This window comes from Pseudomonas sp. D1HM, from assembly GCF_019266105.1.
In the GTDB taxonomy this organism is placed as follows: Bacteria; Pseudomonadota; Gammaproteobacteria; order Pseudomonadales; family Pseudomonadaceae; genus Aquipseudomonas; species Aquipseudomonas taetrolens.
In genome coordinates this window covers 15,941-31,588 of the sequence record NZ_LRMN01000020.1, presented here as the reverse complement: position 1 = coordinate 31,588, position 15,648 = coordinate 15,941, and the positions used below count along the sequence as shown (strand labels likewise).

The window sequence follows — 15,648 nt, the reverse complement described above, 5'->3', positions numbered from 1 at the left end:
CGATAAGCATGTTGCTGAATCTGTTCAATGAAATGCGTGCAGCCAAGGTGCCGGTCTCGGTACGCGAGTTACTGGACCTGATCAACGCCCTGAAACACCGCGTGACGTTTGCCGACATGGACGAGTTTTATTACCTGGCGCGTACGATCCTGGTGAAAGACGAACGCCATTTCGACAAATTCGACCGGGCCTTCGGTGCGTACTTCAATGGCCTGCAAAACCTGAATGAACACCTTGAGGCCTTGATCCCGGAGGACTGGCTGCGCAAGGAATTCGAACGCTCGCTGAGCGACGAGGACCGGGCCCAGCTTCAGTCTCTGGGTGGGCTGGACAAACTGATCGAGGCGTTCAAACAACGCCTTGAAGAGCAAAAGGAACGCCACGCCGGCGGCAACAAGTGGATCGGCACCGGCGGCACCAGCCCGTTCGGTTCAGGCGGCTATCACCCCGAAGGCATTCGCGTGGGCGATGCCGGTGCGCGTCAGGGCAAGGCTGCGAAGGTCTGGGAGCAGCGCGAATACAAGAATCTCGACGACCAGGTCGAATTGGGCACGCGCAACATCAAGGTGGCACTGCGGCGCCTGCGCAAATTTGCGCGCCAGGGCGCGGCAGAAGAACTGGACATCGATGGCACCATCGACCACACCGCCCGCGATGCAGGCCTGTTGAATATTCAGATGCGGCCTGAACGGCGCAACACCATCAAACTGTTGTTGCTGTTCGACATCGGCGGTTCGATGGATGCCCATATCAAGATTTGCGAAGAGTTGTTTTCAGCCTGCAGAACCGAGTTCAAGCACCTGGAGTATTACTACTTCCACAACTTCGTTTATGAGTCGGTGTGGAAGAACAACCAGCGCCGCCAGGTTGAACGCATCGCCACCCAGGACCTGCTGCACAAGTACGGGGCCGATTACAAAGTGATTTTCATCGGTGACGCGTCAATGGGGCCGTATGAGATCACCCACGCCGGGGGCAGTGTCGAGCACTGGAACGAAGAGCCCGGGTATAAGTGGATGCAGCGCTTTATGGAGAAGTACAAAAAACTTGTCTGGATTAATCCCTACCCCAAAGACACCTGGCATTACACCGCTTCAACCGGCATCGTCCGCGATTTGATCGAGGATCGCATGTACCCGTTGACGCTTGAAGGGCTGGAAGAAGCGATGCGTTATTTGGCCAAGTAGCATCTGTTACAACGGTAGCTGCAGGCGTCGAGTTTGCTCGCGACTGGATCGCTGCGGTTTTTCAGATAAACCGCATTGACTGGATCGCAGGCAAGCTCCCGACGACAGAGGTTCTAGCTAAAGCGTTGCATGTAACTGACGTGCTGGCATTGCGCCGCTTCCTGGGTGGTCGGCCGCAGGTGTACGCCCTCCCCCGGCAAACATTGCGCCAGACGCGCCAGCGCCAATGGGGTCAAGGCCCCAAGACGCGGATAGCCACCAATGGTCTGGCGGTCATTGAGCAACACGATCGGCTGGCCATCCGGGGGGACCTGAATGGCGCCCAGCGGAATGCCTTCGGAAATCATCGGTGCGCCCTGATACACCAGCGCTGGCCCCAACAAGCGAATCCCCATGCGATCGGCGCGGCTGTCGACGGTCCATGGCTGGTTGAACGCATCAAACGTGCTTTGCCCACTGAAGGCTCCGATTTGTGCCCCCAATACTACGTCCAGGCCGGGTTTTGACGTGAAATGCGGGATAGCGTCCCGTGCCAGTTCACGCAGCGGCCGGGAAACAGCGGCAAACCTCAACTCATCCCCGGCAACCAGCGCACGGCCAAAACCGTCCGGGCCGCCCAGCTGTTCACGAACCACCGTGGCACAACTGCCCAATACCTGAGGGGCGATAAAGCCAGCAGGCGCGGCCAAATAGGCCCGAGCACCGAGCAATGGCTGAGTGAATGCCAGCGTCTGACCTTTTTTCAGGTCAAAACTGCGCCAGGGCTTGAGTGCCTGGCCATCGACAGTGGCGGCCAGATCAGCCCCGGCCAGGGCCAGGCTGCAATCGGCCTGCGCCACCAGGGTCAAGCCACCCAAGGTGATTTCGATAACCGCCGCGTCTGGCGAATTACCCAACAGCCAGTTAGCCCAGGCCATTGAGAGCCAGTCCGCGGCCCCGCCCTGGGTGACGCCCAGGTGCCGGACGCCGAAACGGCCAGCATCTTGCAGCACACACATCGGGTTGCTGGCCTGAATCAATAAACCGCTCATGCCAGCGCCTCCTGAGGTGTGTCGTCACCGCCCAGATTAATGAATTCAGCGTGACTGACGGGGGCGAATTGAACGCTATCGCCGGGTTGCATCAGGCTGTAACCCTCGCGTTCGCGGTCAAACAGCGCACTCGGGGTACGCCCGATGAGGTTCCAGCCACCTGGCGATTGCGCCGGATAGGCCGCGGTCTGGCGCTCGGCAATCCCGACGCTTCCCGCGGCAACCCGTTTGCGCGGTGTCGCGAGACGCGGTGCAGCCAGGGCCTCTTCCACCAGCCCCATGAACGCAAACCCCGGGGCAAAGCCCAGCGCAAATACTTGATAGTGATGCTCGCTGTGACGGCGAATAACCTCACTCACCGACCAGCCGGTACGCTCGGCCAACAAGGTGAGCTCCGGGCCAACGCTCACGTCGTACCACACCGGCAGCACATGGCATTGGCCACGGTTTTGCGTGTCGGGCTGAAGATCGGTCAGTGCCTGGGCGATCAATTCACGGGCCTGGCCCGGGCTCAGCGCCAGCCCGTCGTAATGCACCATCAGGGTGGTGTAGGACGGCACCAGATCAATCAGATGACCGGCAAATCCGGCACGCAGGCGTTGGCTCGCGGCGAGCATCCACGGCATGTTGGTTTCAGCAATTTCATCGAACAGACGCAGCATCAGGCAGTCGATGGCCACCACTTCGATCCGCGGCTTCATGACGGCATCTGCTGATTCAAGGCCTCGCGGATGCGCTGCACCGCCGCCACCGAACTCGCGTTGTCGCCATGCACACACAGGGTATTGGCCTGCAAGACCAAGGCGCTACCGTCGCTGGCAACCAGCTGTTTACCGGCAGCAATGGTCAGCGCCTGCTGCACGATGACATCGGCTTCATGATGCACGGCGCCCGGCAACTGACGTGCAACCAAGCGCCCGGCGTTATCGTAGGCACGATCGGCAAATGCCTCGAACCACAACGTGAGCCCGAACTCATCGCCTATGGCCTGGGCTGCACTGTTGTCGCGGGTGGCCATCAGCATTAGCGGCAAGCTGACATCGTAGGCCGCGACGGCCTGGATCACCGCCCGCAACTGCGCGGGGTTGGCCATCATGTCGTTGTACATCGCGCCATGGGGTTTGACATAACTGACACGCGTGCCCTGAGCCCGGCAAATACCCTCAAGGGCGCCGATCTGATAGTGCAACAGGTCTTGCAGCTCCTGGGGCGAGTAGGCCATCGAGCGGCGGCCAAAGCCGGCCAGGTCCTGATACGCAGGGTGCGCACCGATCCGCACGTTGTGCGTCATCGCCAGCTTCACGGTGTTGCGCATGATGCTCGGGTCGCCTGCGTGAAAGCCGCAGGCAATGTTGGCGCAATCGATAAACGGCATCACTTCGGCATCCAGGCCCATGGTCCAGCTGCCGAAACTCTCACCTATGTCGCAATTCAATAACAGGCGGCTCACGATGATGCTCCTGTGGTGTTTTCTTATAGTTTAGAGAGCCGGCATTTTTCGACAGGCGCACACCGTTCGTCCAACTAATAAAAGCCGGACGCAGAGATAAGAAAAAGTTGATTGCTTAACAAGACCGCGCTGGAAACATGAGCCCCGAGGGGGGCTTAGTAGTTGCGCTCGCGGCGGGCAATGCGTTCACGCTGGCGCTTGCCCCCCAGTACGACCCAGTCGATCACGCGCAGGAGCCCTTCAATCACGAAGGAAAACAACAGGGCCCCGGCCAGGGCCCACCCCATCGCTGCGGGCGACAACAGCACCTGATAGGTGTAGGCCTTCAGGGTTTCCTGGCGCATGGCCGGGTCAGCGGCGAAAGCCACCTGCAAGGCGCGCATGTACCACGGCCCCTGCATGGCCTGGAACTGCTCGTCGAGCAGACGCTGACGGCCAAGCAACGTGCTCAGGCTAGTGGCATCGCTGCGAAACACCGGGTCATCACTGCCCTGATAATGCGCCACCAGGGCTTGCAGATCGCCCTTGAAAAACTGGTTGGCAGTGTTCTGGAAACCCGCCAGTGCAGTTTGCGCTTCGATCAGATGAGCTTCGACACGATTGGCGTAGTCATTGATAAACCCCGGCACTTGCACACCGATCAACAGGCCTGAGGTGAACAACACCAAACGCAGGTAGCTCAAGAACATACACGCCCATCCTTATTTGGTTGTGCCCTGGCTGACGCATTCGCCGCGCCGCCACAGGCTCCATTGACCCGGCTCATAGCGCGTCCAGGTTTCATTTTCAGTCAGCGGCTCAGTGGCGATGACCGTGACCACATCATTGGGCGTGGTTTCGGCCTGAAAGTCGACGATCACATCGACGTCTTTCAAGCGAGCCGGACCAAACGGCGCACGACGGGTAATGTGCGCCAACTTGGTCGAGCAATAGCAAAAGAGCCAGTCGCCATCACTGAGCAAGCAGTTAAACACGCCTTTGCTGCGGAACTCGGCGCAGGCCGCCACCAGCACCGGCAGGATACGTTCGACTTCAACCGGCTCGGGGAAGGCTTCGCGCACACGGTTGAGCACATCACAAAATGCGGCTTCGCTGTCGGTATCGCCAATCGGGCGGTAAAACCGGGTGCTCGGCGACAGGTCGGCCAACTGGCCATTGTGCGCGAAACACCAATTGCGGCCCCACAGTTCACGCACGAAGGGATGAGTGTTGGACAGGCACACCTTGCCCACGTTGGCCTGACGGATATGACCAATCACCACTTCGCTTTTGATCGGGTAACGCTGCACCAGCAGGGCGACTTCAGAGTCGCAGCTGGCAGCCGGGTCCTGGAACAGACGCAGGCCACGGCCTTCATAAAAGGCAATACCCCAGCCATCGCGGTGCGGACCGGTACGTCCGCCACGCTGCATCAGCCCGGTGAAACTAAAGACAATATCGGTCGGGACATTGGCGCTCATGCCCAATAATTCACACACGCTCGCACTCTCGCATTCAGGCTGACGAAAAAAATTACAACCGTGGTTCAACCCGTGAAGGTGCTGTTGCACTCCGCGCAGCAGAACGACCGAAGCGCTCATTGCCGGCAGAGCCAAATGGCTGATCGTCTTCAGGGTCGCTGTCGCGCGCCTGTTCTGACGCGGCGGCACTGGCCTTGCGGGTTCGCTCGATTGACCAGCGGATCAGTGCAAAGACCGCGTACAGGCAGAAGGCAAGAATGGCATACATCAATAGCTCCGAGACGGCACGCCAGACGTTGTTGCCTACCTTGAACGCCAGGTCAAGCGCAGTAATGGCAATGGCCGGGGCGAATTTTTCCTTCACCGGATCAATGATGGTCGGGCTGAACAGCAACACCGCCATCAATATGCGCAGCGGTTCACGCAACCAACGCCACATAAATCGGGTCAGGCGGCACCATACGAGCAGGCAGCCCAAAGCGGCAAAGGCATATAGGCCCCAGGCGATCAGATAGTCGTTCTCGGTCATGGTATCCATGGTCGGCAGGCAATGAGACGCTATGATAACGGCTTTTCGGCAGTGCGGCTGCACCACCGTCCGCGCCATTTCCTTTCATGCGAGTTTCAGAGACCTCTTAATGACCGAATCAGCCTACGCAAACAGCGCACCTATCGCACATAAGGTCGAGGGTTCCGACCCCTATTCGTGGTTACAGAATCGCGACAGCAAAGAGGTTTTGGACTACCTGAAAGCTGAAAACAGCTACCAGGAAGCGCAACTGGCCGATCAGGCAGCATTGCGCGAAGCGCTGTTTCAAGAAATCAAAGGCCGCATTCGCGAAACCGATTTGTCTCTGCCCTCTCCCTGGGGACCGTACCTGTATTACACGCGCACCCATGCCGGGGACGAATACGCCCGTCACTATCGCTGCCCGCGCCCGGCGGATGACAGCCAGCAGGTCGATGAAAGTGCAGAACACCTGCTGCTGGACCCGAACGCGCTGGCCGATGGCGGGTTTATTTCACTCGGGGCTTTCAGCATCAGCCCTGACCATCAGCGCCTGGCCTACAGCCTGGACACCAGCGGCGAAGAAACCTACCGCCTGTTCGTCAAAGAATTGAACAGCGACGCGATCATCGAGCTGCCTTATGAAAATTGCGACGGCAGCATGACCTGGGCCAATGACAGCCAGACGCTGTTCTTCGCTGAGCTCGACGATACCCATCGCCCGCACAAACTGTTGCGTCATACCCTGGGCGAGACAGAGGCTCATGAAGTTTTTCATGAACCCGACGGACGATTTTTCCTGCATTGCTATCGCTCAAGCTCCGAGCGCCAGCTGATTCTGTTGCTCAACAGCAAAACCACCAGTGAAAGCTGGGTACTGGATGCCGAGCAGCCGCAACAGCCGTTCAACTGCCTGGCGCCACGGATTGAAGGCCACGATTACAGCGTCGACCACGGCTTGTACGAGGGGCAATGGGCCTGGTTTATCCGCACCAATCAGGACGGCATCAACTTTGCCCTGTATTACGCCTTGGGCGAGGTGCCGGCACGCAGCGACTGGCAACGTCTGATCGCCCATCGCGACAACGTGATGCTCGAAGGGTTGAGCCTGAACGCGAATGCCTTGAGCCTGAGCCTGCGTGAAGGCGGCCTGCCGATCATCGAAATCCGTCCCGATGGGTTGCCGCCGTATCAGGTTCAACTGCCCGACGCGGCCTATAGCCTCTATGTGCAAGACAGTCTGGAATTTGACAGCAAGTACATTCGCCTGCGCTATGAGGCTCTGAATCGTCCGGCGCAGATCCGCCAATTGACGCTGACCTCCGGCGAGCAATCTGTACTCAAGGAAACCCCGGTGCTGGGGCCATTCGATGCTAACGATTACGTCAGCCAGCGCCTGTGGGCCACGGCCCCCGATGGCACCCAAGTGCCGATCAGCCTGGTGGTCAAGCGCGATGCCCTGGGCAAAGCCACCCCGCTCTACTTGTACGGTTACGGTGCCTACGGCGAAAGTCTTGACCCGTGGTTCTCCCATGCCCGCCTCAGCCTGCTGGAACGCGGCGTCGCGTTTGCCATTGCCCATGTGCGGGGCGGTGGCGAATTGGGCGAGGCTTGGTACCGCGCTGGCAAGCAGGAGCACAAGCACAACACCTTCAGCGACTTTATCGCCTGTGCCGAGCACCTGATCGAACAAGGCCTGACCCGTCCCGAGCAACTGGTGATCAGTGGCGGTAGCGCGGGTGGCCTGCTGATTGGCGCGGTGCTCAATCAACGTCCGGAGCTGTTCAAGGCCGCGATTGCCGAAGTGCCGTTTGTCGATGTGCTGAACACCATGCTCGACCCGGATCTACCGCTGACCGTGACCGAATATGACGAATGGGGCAACCCGCAAGAGCCTGAGGTTTATGCGCGGATCAAGGCCTATGCGCCTTATGAAAACGTCACTGCCCAGACGTACCCGGCGCTGCTGGTCATTGCCGGATACAACGACAGCCGTGTGCAGTATTGGGAAGCGGCCAAATGGGTGGCCAAGCTGCGGGCAACCAAAAATGACGATCATCTGTTGTTGCTCAAGACCGAACTGGATGCCGGGCATGGCGGCATGAGCGGGCGCTATCAGGGGTTGCGCGACGTGGCGCTGGAATATGCATTTGTGTTCAAGGTGCTGGGAATCTGATCTGAATGAACTGCAGGCGCCGGGTTTGCTCGCGCGGCAAAACAAGCCTGGTGCCTGCGGCGTGGGTCAGTCTTTGGGTTCAAGCCCGGGCAGCGGCTGGTCTTTGGGCGGCTGCGGCAAGTTGATTGGCGGCAGCGGAATCAGGCTGCCATTGCCCGCGGCCGGTCGGGGCACAATGCGCGGCGTGATTTGCGGATACGGGGTTGGCGTGGCGGTGCCCGGCGAACCCGGCGCGGGCGTTACGGGCGCCGTCGGCACCGGGGCCAGTTCCGCCGCCCGGGCTGCAGTTATCAGGAGCGCACCCCACACAATGACCGTTAGAATAGTGCGTTTCATCTATCACTCCGTTGCCAGACCGGCTTGTCTGCCCTCAGGCTACTCGTAACCTGCGGTTTTTGCCCCTTTCTATGAGATATCCATGAAACGTTTTGTTTTGCTCGACACCACTCCAATCCCCGAAAACGGCGGTGCCTTGTGCCTGTTTGAGTATGGCGAAGACTTCGTGATCAAGATTCAGGGCGGCGACGGCGGCCAGTTAATGAATACCCGCATGCATGGTTCGGAAGATGCATTGGCCGAAATCCCCTGCCGAAAAGTCGCCGGGCGTCCGCAGTCACGGGTCCTGATAGGCGGTCTGGGCATGGGGTTCACCCTGGCTTCTGCGCTCAAACACCTGGGTAAAACCGCCGAAGTGGTGGTCGCCGAGCTGGTTCCCGGGGTTGTGGAATGGAACCGGGGCCCGCTGGGCGAGAAATCCGGCAACCCGCTGCAAGATCCACGCACCGTCATCCGCATGGAAGACGTCGCCAAGGTGCTGCAGGCCGAACCCAACGGCTTTGACGCCATCATGCTCGACGTCGATAACGGCCCAGAGGGGCTGACGCAAAAAGCCAATAGCTGGCTTTACTCGGCTGGAGGCTTGAGTGCCTGCGCCAAGGCCCTGCGTCCCAAAGGCGTGCTGGCCGTATGGTCGGCAAGTGCCGACAAGCAGTTTTCGGACAAGCTGCGCAAGGCCGGTTTCAAGGCCGAAGAAGTGCAGGTATTCGCCCACGGCAATAAGGGCACGCGGCATACGATCTGGATTGCCGAAAAAATCAAAGGCTGATCAACAGCTAAACTTCACGACATAACCGTCATTTGTCTTAGAAAGGTGAACCCATGAGTTCAGCGAACCCACCCTCCCACACTGCCAAGCTGGACCGTATCCTGGCCGATGCCCAGCGTGACCGTGAAATGGGCTACCGCGACAAAGCCCTGAAAATGTACCCCCACGTGTGCGGCCGCTGTGCCCGTGAGTTTGCCGGCAAACGCCTGAGTGAACTGACGGTTCACCACCGCGACCACAATCACGACAACAACCCGCAAGACGGTTCCAACTGGGAACTGTTGTGCCTGTACTGCCACGACAACGAACACTCGCGCTATACCGACCAACAGTACTTTTCGGACAGCTCCACCAGCAGCCCGAAAGTTGCCAAGGCCACCCACAACCCGTTTGCCGCGCTGGCCGGGCTGATGAAAAAAGACGATTAACCGTTGTCTTTGACCGCTGGCGCCCGTCTTGCGTCAGCGGCCACAAATTTCGCCCCGTCCTTAAAAACCTTGCCAATGCCGGTATACTCGCGTCTTTTTTCTGAAAGGCTCGGGCACGTGGCAAACAAACGGTACAGCTGCATTGGTTTGTATAACCCCAAATCACCGGAAAACGTCGGCTCGGTGATGCGTGCGGCTGGTTGCTACAGCGTGGCGTCAGTGTTCTATACCGGAAAACGCTATGAGCGCGCCCGCGACTTCGTCACCGACACCAAGAAAGTCCATCAGGACATTCCCCTCATCGGCATCGACGACTTGAAAAAAATCATCCCGCTGGGCTGTATTCCGGTCGCCGTGGAGATGGTCGAAGGTGCACGCTCCTTACCTGAGTACACCCACCCTGACCGGGCGATCTATATCTTTGGCCCGGAAGACGGCTCATTGGGCAAAGATGTGCTGGAGTGGTGCGAAGACGTGATTTACATCCCCACCACGGGCTGCATGAACCTCGCCGCCACGGTCAACGTCGTGCTTTACGACCGCCTGGCCAAAGGCAATAACACGCGGTCCGGTCCCAAGTTCTGAGCCGTCCGTCATTCGATGGAACGATACGCCCCCGCCGACAGTCAGCTCTGTATCGACGATCCCATTGGAGACTGAGCATGAGCGGAATACATCCTGTTGAGCGCATTGAGTCCACGGTTGAAAGCCGGCCCTGTCAAAACGTGCAAGGCTGGGAGCGTGCCGGCTCCCTGGCGGGTGGCGTGGTGATGCTGGGCAAAGGGATTCGTCGTGGCGGATTTATCGGCTTGATCCAGATTGGCATTGGCGCCATTGCGCTCAAGCGCGGAATCACGGGGTACAGCTCAACCAAGCGCATGCTTGAACAAAGCCGCCAGCAATTGCACAGCCTGCGCACGGACATTGAACGTGCAGGTGATCAATTGCTGAAACTCAAGGAAGTGAGCGAAGCGCAGGCCACGCAGAAAGCGAAGTAAGCCCGCCCGGGAACAAAGGCCAGCTGGCGCGCGACTCCCCGCGGCGCCAGCCCGCTCGTAACTGCATGGCTATCGAGCTTCAGGCCTTGTTCTTGTTCTGCTGGCTGGCGCTCCAGTCCACCAGCAGGCTGTACGCAATGGCAAGCAAGGTGGGGCCAATAAACAGGCCGATAAAACCAAAGGCGATCAAACCGCCAAATACCCCGAGCAGAACGATCACCAACGGCAGGTTGCCACCACGGCTGATCAGGTAAGGCTTGAGCACGTTATCGACACCACTGATGATCAGCGTGCCCCAGATACCCAGGAAGACCGCCATCCCGTAATCACCTTTCCAGGCCAGCCAGGCAGTCGCCGGGATCCAGATCAGGGGTGGCCCCATCGGGATCAGGCTGAGCAGGAACGTCGCAAGTCCCAGCACCAGCGCCCCGGGAACGCCCGCGATCAAAAAGCCGATCAATGCCAACAACGCCTGCGCGGCTGCGGTGCCAATCACGCCGTTGACCACCCGCTGCACGGTGCCCGCCACCAGCTCCTTGTAATAATCGGCGCGATCACCAATCAGTCGTTCCAGCAGGCCATGCACGAAATTCGCCAGCCGTGGACCGTCCCGGTAGAAAAAGAACACAAAGACGATACTCAACGTTAACTCAAGAATACCGCCACCGATCTGCGCACTCCGCGCCAGTAGCCAGTTGCCCACCTGCCCCAGGTAAGGTTTGACCGCCAGAATCAGGGCAGCCCCTTGCTCATCGATGGAGTCCCAGATACTGATCAGGCGTTCGCCGATAAGCGGAATGCTGCCGAGCCAGGTCGGGGCCTCGGGCAAGCCTTCGAGCTGCACATCCTTGACGAAAGTCGTTGCGTCGCGCACATGGTCCGCCAGGTTGAATCCCAGCCAGACCAGCGGCCCGGCTACCAGCAGCATCCAGCCTAGCGTCAGAATGCCAGCAGCGAGCGATTCACGTCCGTTCAGCCAGCGCGTCAGCAACCGCATCAAGGGCCAACTGGCAAACGCCAGCACGGCCCCCCAGAACAGTGCCGACCAAAAGGGCGCCATCACCCATAGACTGGCACCGAACAACACCAGCAGCAGAATCTGCACCAGCAGGCGATCGTTATTGAGCATATGTGTTCCGCAGAGAGTTCTAAAAAGAGACAACGGCTACGCTGAGTGTAGCCGTCGTAGACAAACGTTTAACGCAGCAGCTCGATATGCAGACCCGGGGCTTCGCTGTTGCCCAGTTCTATCCGGGCGGCACGAACTCCCTTCTTGACCAGCGCATCGCGCCAGGCCGCTGCCTGAGGGCCCGTCAGGCTGACCCTGGAGGTGGTATCGAGGTTCAATGCCCGTGAAATCAGCGTGAGCCACTGTTCATCAGGCTCGCCGGTGAAGTTCGGAAAATCCAGCTCGCCCGTGCTTTTGAGCTGACGTTGCAGCGTGGCAGACGTGGGCAACAGCACACCCAGGTCGGTAGTCGACTCCAGCTGCTCGACATACAGGTAGTCTTTGCGGGCTCCGCGATTGATGCTGTACAACGCAATGAGCTGGTTCTGCGCGGGGGCGGCCCGGCGCAACAACACATAGGACTGTCGATCGTCGGCGCCTACCAGCCTGGAATTGCCGAACACTTCATTGGCCCACAGGCTGCTTTCGCCGCAGTCTCGTGCCCGGCACCAGAACAGCAGTTCAGCGCCTTTGGCTTGCAAGGCCTCGCGAGCAGCCGTTAACGCATCATTGGCCGTGTGCTCAGGCGGCAACTCGTAGATGATGGCCGTCGTCTGACCACGGCCATTGACCTGCCCTTCGAAACGAAGACGACCACTGATCTTGCGGATCGAGCCCAACGGGTAGATGCGTTCAACGTCGGGTCGTACGGTGTAATCCACAATGCGTGCATCTGCCAGCCGTGGCACGTCTTGCAAATCATGACTGCCGGGTACGTCGGCAGCCCACACCAGCGGGCTCAAGCAGCTCAGGCCCAGCACACGGATAAAACCATTGACTGTTTTCATCGGCGTGCATCACCCGGGGGCGATATGTGTTGCAGCGTCCTCACGAAAAAGACCGGGTGGCCGTTCGGGGTCGCAGCGGTGTAGAGATCTGTCATGGTTGTCTCCCATTTCAACCCGCCAAGCCTCGGCAGTTGGCCGCTGCAAGTCAAGGAACAGCGAAGAAGCGATTGAAACAGTCTGCAACAAGGATTGCCCCCGCTTCGTCATTGATGTGCAAATGATGGCCGCCGGGTAACCGTTCCAGGTTGAAGGGTAGTCGATCCAGCAAGTCTGAATGACTGGCTAACATGCCCTGCTCGGCCACCACGAGCGTCGTCGGGCAACACACCCGGCGAACGAAAGACATGGCCTGCTCGTCACTCAGGCGCAAAGGAGACGGCAAGGTCAGACGACTGTCACTGCGCCAGCTATACCCCCCGGGTACCGGCATCAAGCCGCGCTGAGCCAGAAACTCTGCAGCCTCCCGACTGACCGCCACCATGCCTTTCATCCGCGCCTCAATGGCCCTGTCGAGAGTGGGATGCACCGACTTGCGCTTATGCTGCAGATCGAGTTGCGCTTGCAACGCCTGCCCCATGCGCTCGGCCGCATCGGCTTCAGCCCCCGTGCGCAGCACAATCCCGTCAATCAGCGCCAGACGGGTAACACGCTCTGGAAACGACCCGGCAATCACCACCGAAACAATGGCCCCCAGGGAGTGCCCCAGCAGCGCAAATTGCGTCCAGCCCAATTGTTCAGCTACGCAGAGCACATCGAAAGCGTAATCCGCCAACGAATACCCTGCCCCTTGAGGTCGGTGATCAGAATGGCCATGCCCGGCAAAATCCAGGGCCACGATACGCAAGCCTGAAAGCCGGGGTGCCAGCCGGGCGAAGCTGTTGGCGTTGTCCAGCCAGCCATGCAGGGCAATGACCGGTATGCCGTCTTCAGGGCCAAAAATATGCGCTGCGAGCTCGATATGCGGCAGGCTCAGACGAATTTCTTCAACCACAGGGCTCATGCAAAGTGCTCTTCAGGGGCCAGGATGGCGAAGCTCCCAGCGGGTAAATATTTGTTTGAGCAGGCTCGCGGTCTCCTGCGGCTGCTCCAGCGGAAACATGTGCCCGCCAGGTACGCTCAGCGACTCGCCGTTAGGCATGCGCGAAACGGCCCGGGCATGATGGCGCATCACCACACGGCTGTCGCGCCCGCGCACAATGGCCAGCGGCACTTGCAACGGGAAGACGCGCCCGGGACTGATATGGGGGACACTGCGGTAGATGTCGATTTCGGTGGCTGGATCGAAGCTCAATCGCAAGCGATCATCAAACGGCTGTAGACCGTGCTCCAGATAAGCCTCCAGGCACTCCGGGTCAAAGCTGCGGAACAACGATTTACCGTTGAAATAGGTACGGGCTGCTTCCCGGTCGGCAAATTCTTCGCGCCGGCCCAGTGTCCGGCCAGCCGGGGTCAGGCGATCGATAAAACCAAAGCGCTTGGCCGCACGGATGACCCACTGATCGGTGCGGGTCAGAACCGGCGAGTCGAGCATCACCACCCCCTTGTAGAGGTGCGGACAACGAGTCGCTGCGTACAGGTGCAATATCCCGCCCAGGGAATGGCCGACACCCCATACAGGAGCCGGCTGCTGTTGCAGGTGAAAAATCAGCTCATCAACCAGATTGCGCCAGTTGTTGTCCACCGGGAAACGCGGATCGTGCCCGTGTTGCGACAGGTGCGCCACACTGAAGTCCGGTGCCAGGGCATTGAACAATTTGCCATAGGTGGCCGAAGGGAAGCCGTTGGCATGGGCGAAGAAGATCTGCCGAGACATACAAGGCGTCCAGAGATAGGGAATACGCCTTATTGTCTGTAGGAAAATACTTAACATCAATGACCGTATACGCCAGGACAGACGCCACTACGGCCATTAGACATCCTTTACTCAGCGCGCAGGCGGTGTTTCACCCAGTGGCACCACGGCCATGGTCAAACGGGAGATGCAGTTGAGTTTGCCTTCAGCGTCCGTCAAACGGATATCCCAGACATGGGTCGTACGACCGATATGAACTGGACGTGCGACTGCGCTTACCCGTCCGCTGCGAACACCGCGCAAGTGGTTGGCGTTGACCTCAAGCCCCACGCAGTAGAATTTATGTTGATCGATGCACAGGTAGCTGGCCATCGAGCCCAGAGTTTCGGCCAGCACCACAGAGGCCCCGCCATGCAACAGCCCGAAGGGTTGATGAGTGCGATGATCGACCACCATGCTTGCCGTGATGGACTGCTCATCAAAAGCATCGAAGGTGATGTCGAGCACGTCACAGATGGTGTTGGGGCGTAGCGCATTCAGTTGCGCCAGGTCTGGCGGAGTACTCCACAAGCTCATGGGTCATTCCTTGGTCAGTGAGTGTTGGGGCCGAAATGCCTTAGGACTTTTCGCACACATTAACCCCAACTATCTTTCACTCACCCCCATGCGCGCAACCGTTGCGACTACGCGCCCCCCGATGCTTGCGGCAATCAGGAGTGCCGTACGCTGAGCAATGTCATGCTGCCAGCGAGCGGCCATTCACCTTCGAGCTCCGCCAGGCTTGCGGTCTGCATGGGCTGTGGCTGACGCAAATGGCCATGCTGCAACAGGCTGATCAAATCACCGACAAAGGGCTGATGACTCACCAACAGCACATTGCCATGGTCAGGCAGCTGGCTCAGAGCGTACTTCGGTTCGCTCTCAGGCGTTAGCCACGGTGCGCTGATGAACGGGCCTGTAAAGCCCAGGGCGTCACGCACCAACGCCGCCGTTTGCCGGGCCCGGATGTAAGGGCTGACCTGGATCCTGTCGAGCGGCTGGCCAATCAGATGAGCAGCGCTTTGCAGCACTTGCTCACGCCCATGAGCTGTCAGCTCACGCTCGGCATCACGTCTGGCATGGGGCTCAGCTTCACCGTGCCGCAGAATCCAGACCTTCACGGTTTGCTCTCGGTGCCGTTGTCCGGTGCCTCATAAGGCGCTTCACCTTCGGGTGCACGCGGCGCTGGCCAATCGGCAAACGGCCAGGGCTTTTGCTCGGTGTGAAAACTGCCGAAACGGCCAATCTGCGCGAGATACAGGCTAAGGCTGTCGCCGAAGTTCATCAGCCCCCGGTTCGGGGCGCCATACACCAGGCGATAAATCAGTTGCACCAGCACCAGGCCGCCAAGCACCAATTGCGCGACTTGCCAGACTAAAAGGAAGACCAGCATCCACAGCACGCGCAAAACCAGAGACTCATAGCGGGAGGCTTGTTTAGGGTCGTTCATGTGCCGCT

The 15,648-nt window shown here is 59.3% G+C and carries 20 protein-coding genes; 6 read left to right on the top strand and 14 right to left on the bottom strand.

Annotated features, from left to right (window positions below; translation table 11 throughout):
* The first annotated feature begins 8 nt into the window (after positions 1–8).
* Positions 9–1,187, top strand: coding sequence for a VWA domain-containing protein (locus AWM69_RS18965; protein ID WP_131655291.1), 1,179 nt, complete (start codon positions 9–11; stop codon positions 1,185–1,187).
* 113 nt (positions 1,188–1,300) lie between these two features.
* On the opposite strand, the gene AWM69_RS18960 is transcribed toward AWM69_RS18965, so the two are convergent.
* From AWM69_RS18960 to AWM69_RS18935, 6 genes are all read right to left on the bottom strand, one after another.
* On the bottom strand, positions 1,301–2,218 hold the full coding sequence (locus AWM69_RS18960; protein WP_218727975.1) for a biotin-dependent carboxyltransferase family protein: 918 nt from the start codon (positions 2,216–2,218) through the stop codon (positions 1,301–1,303).
* A complete protein-coding gene (pxpB, locus tag AWM69_RS18955; protein ID WP_218727973.1) occupies positions 2,215–2,919 on the bottom strand; it encodes a 5-oxoprolinase subunit PxpB in 705 nt (234 codons plus the stop codon). The genes AWM69_RS18960 and pxpB overlap by 4 nt, the downstream gene beginning before the upstream one ends.
* Positions 2,916–3,668 (bottom strand): 5-oxoprolinase subunit PxpA, encoded by a 753-nt coding sequence (locus AWM69_RS18950; RefSeq protein ID WP_218727971.1) that lies wholly within the window; start codon positions 3,666–3,668, stop codon positions 2,916–2,918. The genes pxpB and AWM69_RS18950 overlap by 4 nt, the downstream gene beginning before the upstream one ends.
* A 155-nt stretch (positions 3,669–3,823) precedes the next feature.
* Positions 3,824–4,357 (bottom strand): DUF2937 family protein, encoded by a 534-nt coding sequence (locus AWM69_RS18945; RefSeq protein WP_218727969.1) that lies wholly within the window; start codon positions 4,355–4,357, stop codon positions 3,824–3,826.
* Positions 4,358–4,369: 12 nt separating this feature from the next.
* Positions 4,370–5,146, bottom strand: a complete 777-nt coding sequence (locus AWM69_RS18940) for a class II glutamine amidotransferase (RefSeq protein ID WP_131655296.1) — start codon at positions 5,144–5,146, stop codon at positions 4,370–4,372.
* A 34-nt stretch (positions 5,147–5,180) separates the two neighbouring features.
* Positions 5,181–5,666 (bottom strand): MFS transporter, encoded by a 486-nt coding sequence (locus AWM69_RS18935; RefSeq protein WP_131655297.1) that lies wholly within the window; start codon positions 5,664–5,666, stop codon positions 5,181–5,183.
* Between the two features lie 100 nt (positions 5,667–5,766).
* Here AWM69_RS18935 and AWM69_RS18930 point away from each other — a divergent pair, with 100 nt between their 5' ends.
* Positions 5,767–7,812, top strand: coding sequence for a S9 family peptidase (locus AWM69_RS18930; RefSeq protein WP_218727967.1), 2,046 nt, complete (start codon positions 5,767–5,769; stop codon positions 7,810–7,812).
* Positions 7,813–7,878: 66 nt separating this feature from the next.
* Here AWM69_RS18930 and AWM69_RS18925 read toward each other — a convergent pair whose 3' ends face one another.
* Positions 7,879–8,148, bottom strand: coding sequence for a hypothetical protein (locus AWM69_RS18925; protein WP_131655299.1), 270 nt, complete (start codon positions 8,146–8,148; stop codon positions 7,879–7,881).
* 82 nt (positions 8,149–8,230) lie between these two features.
* Between AWM69_RS18925 and AWM69_RS18920 the strand changes: the two genes are divergently transcribed.
* The 4 genes from AWM69_RS18920 (at position 8,231) to AWM69_RS18905 (ending at position 10,343) form a co-directional block, all read left to right on the top strand.
* Positions 8,231–8,917, top strand: coding sequence for a spermidine synthase (locus AWM69_RS18920; RefSeq protein WP_010656469.1), 687 nt, complete (start codon positions 8,231–8,233; stop codon positions 8,915–8,917).
* Positions 8,918–8,970: 53 nt separating this feature from the next.
* Positions 8,971–9,345, top strand: a complete 375-nt coding sequence (locus tag AWM69_RS18915) for a YajD family HNH nuclease (protein ID WP_048382940.1) — start codon at positions 8,971–8,973, stop codon at positions 9,343–9,345.
* Between the two features lie 117 nt (positions 9,346–9,462).
* Entirely contained in the window at positions 9,463–9,930 is a 468-nt protein-coding gene (locus AWM69_RS18910; RefSeq protein WP_048382939.1) for an RNA methyltransferase, read from the top strand.
* Between the two features lie 77 nt (positions 9,931–10,007).
* Positions 10,008–10,343, top strand: coding sequence for a DUF2892 domain-containing protein (locus AWM69_RS18905; protein WP_218727965.1), 336 nt, complete (start codon positions 10,008–10,010; stop codon positions 10,341–10,343).
* A gap of 79 nt (positions 10,344–10,422) precedes the next feature.
* On the opposite strand, the gene AWM69_RS18900 is transcribed toward AWM69_RS18905, so the two are convergent.
* The 7 genes from AWM69_RS18900 to AWM69_RS18870 all read right to left on the bottom strand — a co-directional run bounded on the left by AWM69_RS18900 (position 10,423) and on the right by AWM69_RS18870 (position 15,640).
* Entirely contained in the window at positions 10,423–11,472 is a 1,050-nt protein-coding gene (locus AWM69_RS18900) for an AI-2E family transporter (RefSeq protein WP_131655301.1), read from the bottom strand.
* A gap of 68 nt (positions 11,473–11,540) precedes the next feature.
* A complete protein-coding gene (locus tag AWM69_RS18895) occupies positions 11,541–12,359 on the bottom strand; it encodes a DUF4892 domain-containing protein (protein WP_218727963.1) in 819 nt (272 codons plus the stop codon).
* 145 nt (positions 12,360–12,504) lie between these two features.
* Positions 12,505–13,359 carry an alpha/beta fold hydrolase gene (locus AWM69_RS18890; RefSeq protein ID WP_218727961.1) on the bottom strand — a complete coding sequence of 285 codons (855 nt, stop codon included), beginning with the start codon at positions 13,357–13,359 and terminating at the stop codon, positions 12,505–12,507.
* 12 nt (positions 13,360–13,371) lie between these two features.
* Positions 13,372–14,172 (bottom strand): alpha/beta fold hydrolase, encoded by an 801-nt coding sequence (locus AWM69_RS18885; protein WP_218727959.1) that lies wholly within the window; start codon positions 14,170–14,172, stop codon positions 13,372–13,374.
* Between the two features lie 111 nt (positions 14,173–14,283).
* Entirely contained in the window at positions 14,284–14,727 is a 444-nt protein-coding gene (locus AWM69_RS18880) for a hotdog fold thioesterase (RefSeq protein WP_218727957.1), read from the bottom strand.
* Positions 14,728–14,861: 134 nt separating this feature from the next.
* Entirely contained in the window at positions 14,862–15,311 is a 450-nt protein-coding gene (sixA, locus tag AWM69_RS18875) for a phosphohistidine phosphatase SixA (RefSeq protein WP_218727955.1), read from the bottom strand.
* Positions 15,308–15,640, bottom strand: a complete 333-nt coding sequence (locus AWM69_RS18870) for a DUF4389 domain-containing protein (protein WP_131655307.1) — start codon at positions 15,638–15,640, stop codon at positions 15,308–15,310. The genes sixA and AWM69_RS18870 overlap by 4 nt, the downstream gene beginning before the upstream one ends.
* Positions 15,641–15,648 lie beyond the last annotated feature (8 nt).

Excerpts from the sequence above, each read along its gene's own strand:
- AWM69_RS18930 (WP_218727967.1), top strand. The coding sequence starts at position 5,767 with ATGACCGAATCAGCCTACGCAAACAGCGCACCTATCGCACATAAGGTC.
- AWM69_RS18960 (WP_218727975.1), bottom strand. The coding sequence starts at position 2,218 with ATGAGCGGTTTATTGATTCAGGCCAGCAACCCGATGTGTGTGCTGCAA.
- AWM69_RS18870 (WP_131655307.1), bottom strand. The coding sequence starts at position 15,640 with ATGAACGACCCTAAACAAGCCTCCCGCTATGAGTCTCTGGTTTTGCGC.
- pxpB (WP_218727973.1), bottom strand. The coding sequence starts at position 2,919 with ATGAAGCCGCGGATCGAAGTGGTGGCCATCGACTGCCTGATGCTGCGT.
- AWM69_RS18935 (WP_131655297.1), bottom strand. The coding sequence starts at position 5,666 with ATGGATACCATGACCGAGAACGACTATCTGATCGCCTGGGGCCTATAT.
- AWM69_RS18880 (WP_218727957.1), bottom strand. The coding sequence starts at position 14,727 with ATGAGCTTGTGGAGTACTCCGCCAGACCTGGCGCAACTGAATGCGCTA.
- AWM69_RS18920 (WP_010656469.1), top strand. The coding sequence starts at position 8,231 with ATGAAACGTTTTGTTTTGCTCGACACCACTCCAATCCCCGAAAACGGC.
- AWM69_RS18885 (WP_218727959.1), bottom strand. The coding sequence starts at position 14,172 with ATGTCTCGGCAGATCTTCTTCGCCCATGCCAACGGCTTCCCTTCGGCC.
- AWM69_RS18965 (WP_131655291.1), top strand. The coding sequence starts at position 9 with ATGTTGCTGAATCTGTTCAATGAAATGCGTGCAGCCAAGGTGCCGGTC.
- AWM69_RS18900 (WP_131655301.1), bottom strand. The coding sequence starts at position 11,472 with ATGCTCAATAACGATCGCCTGCTGGTGCAGATTCTGCTGCTGGTGTTG.
- AWM69_RS18890 (WP_218727961.1), bottom strand. The coding sequence starts at position 13,359 with ATGAGCCCTGTGGTTGAAGAAATTCGTCTGAGCCTGCCGCATATCGAG.
- AWM69_RS18905 (WP_218727965.1), top strand. The coding sequence starts at position 10,008 with ATGAGCGGAATACATCCTGTTGAGCGCATTGAGTCCACGGTTGAAAGC.
- AWM69_RS18895 (WP_218727963.1), bottom strand. The coding sequence starts at position 12,359 with ATGAAAACAGTCAATGGTTTTATCCGTGTGCTGGGCCTGAGCTGCTTG.
- AWM69_RS18925 (WP_131655299.1), bottom strand. The coding sequence starts at position 8,148 with ATGAAACGCACTATTCTAACGGTCATTGTGTGGGGTGCGCTCCTGATA.
- AWM69_RS18915 (WP_048382940.1), top strand. The coding sequence starts at position 8,971 with ATGAGTTCAGCGAACCCACCCTCCCACACTGCCAAGCTGGACCGTATC.
- AWM69_RS18945 (WP_218727969.1), bottom strand. The coding sequence starts at position 4,357 with ATGTTCTTGAGCTACCTGCGTTTGGTGTTGTTCACCTCAGGCCTGTTG.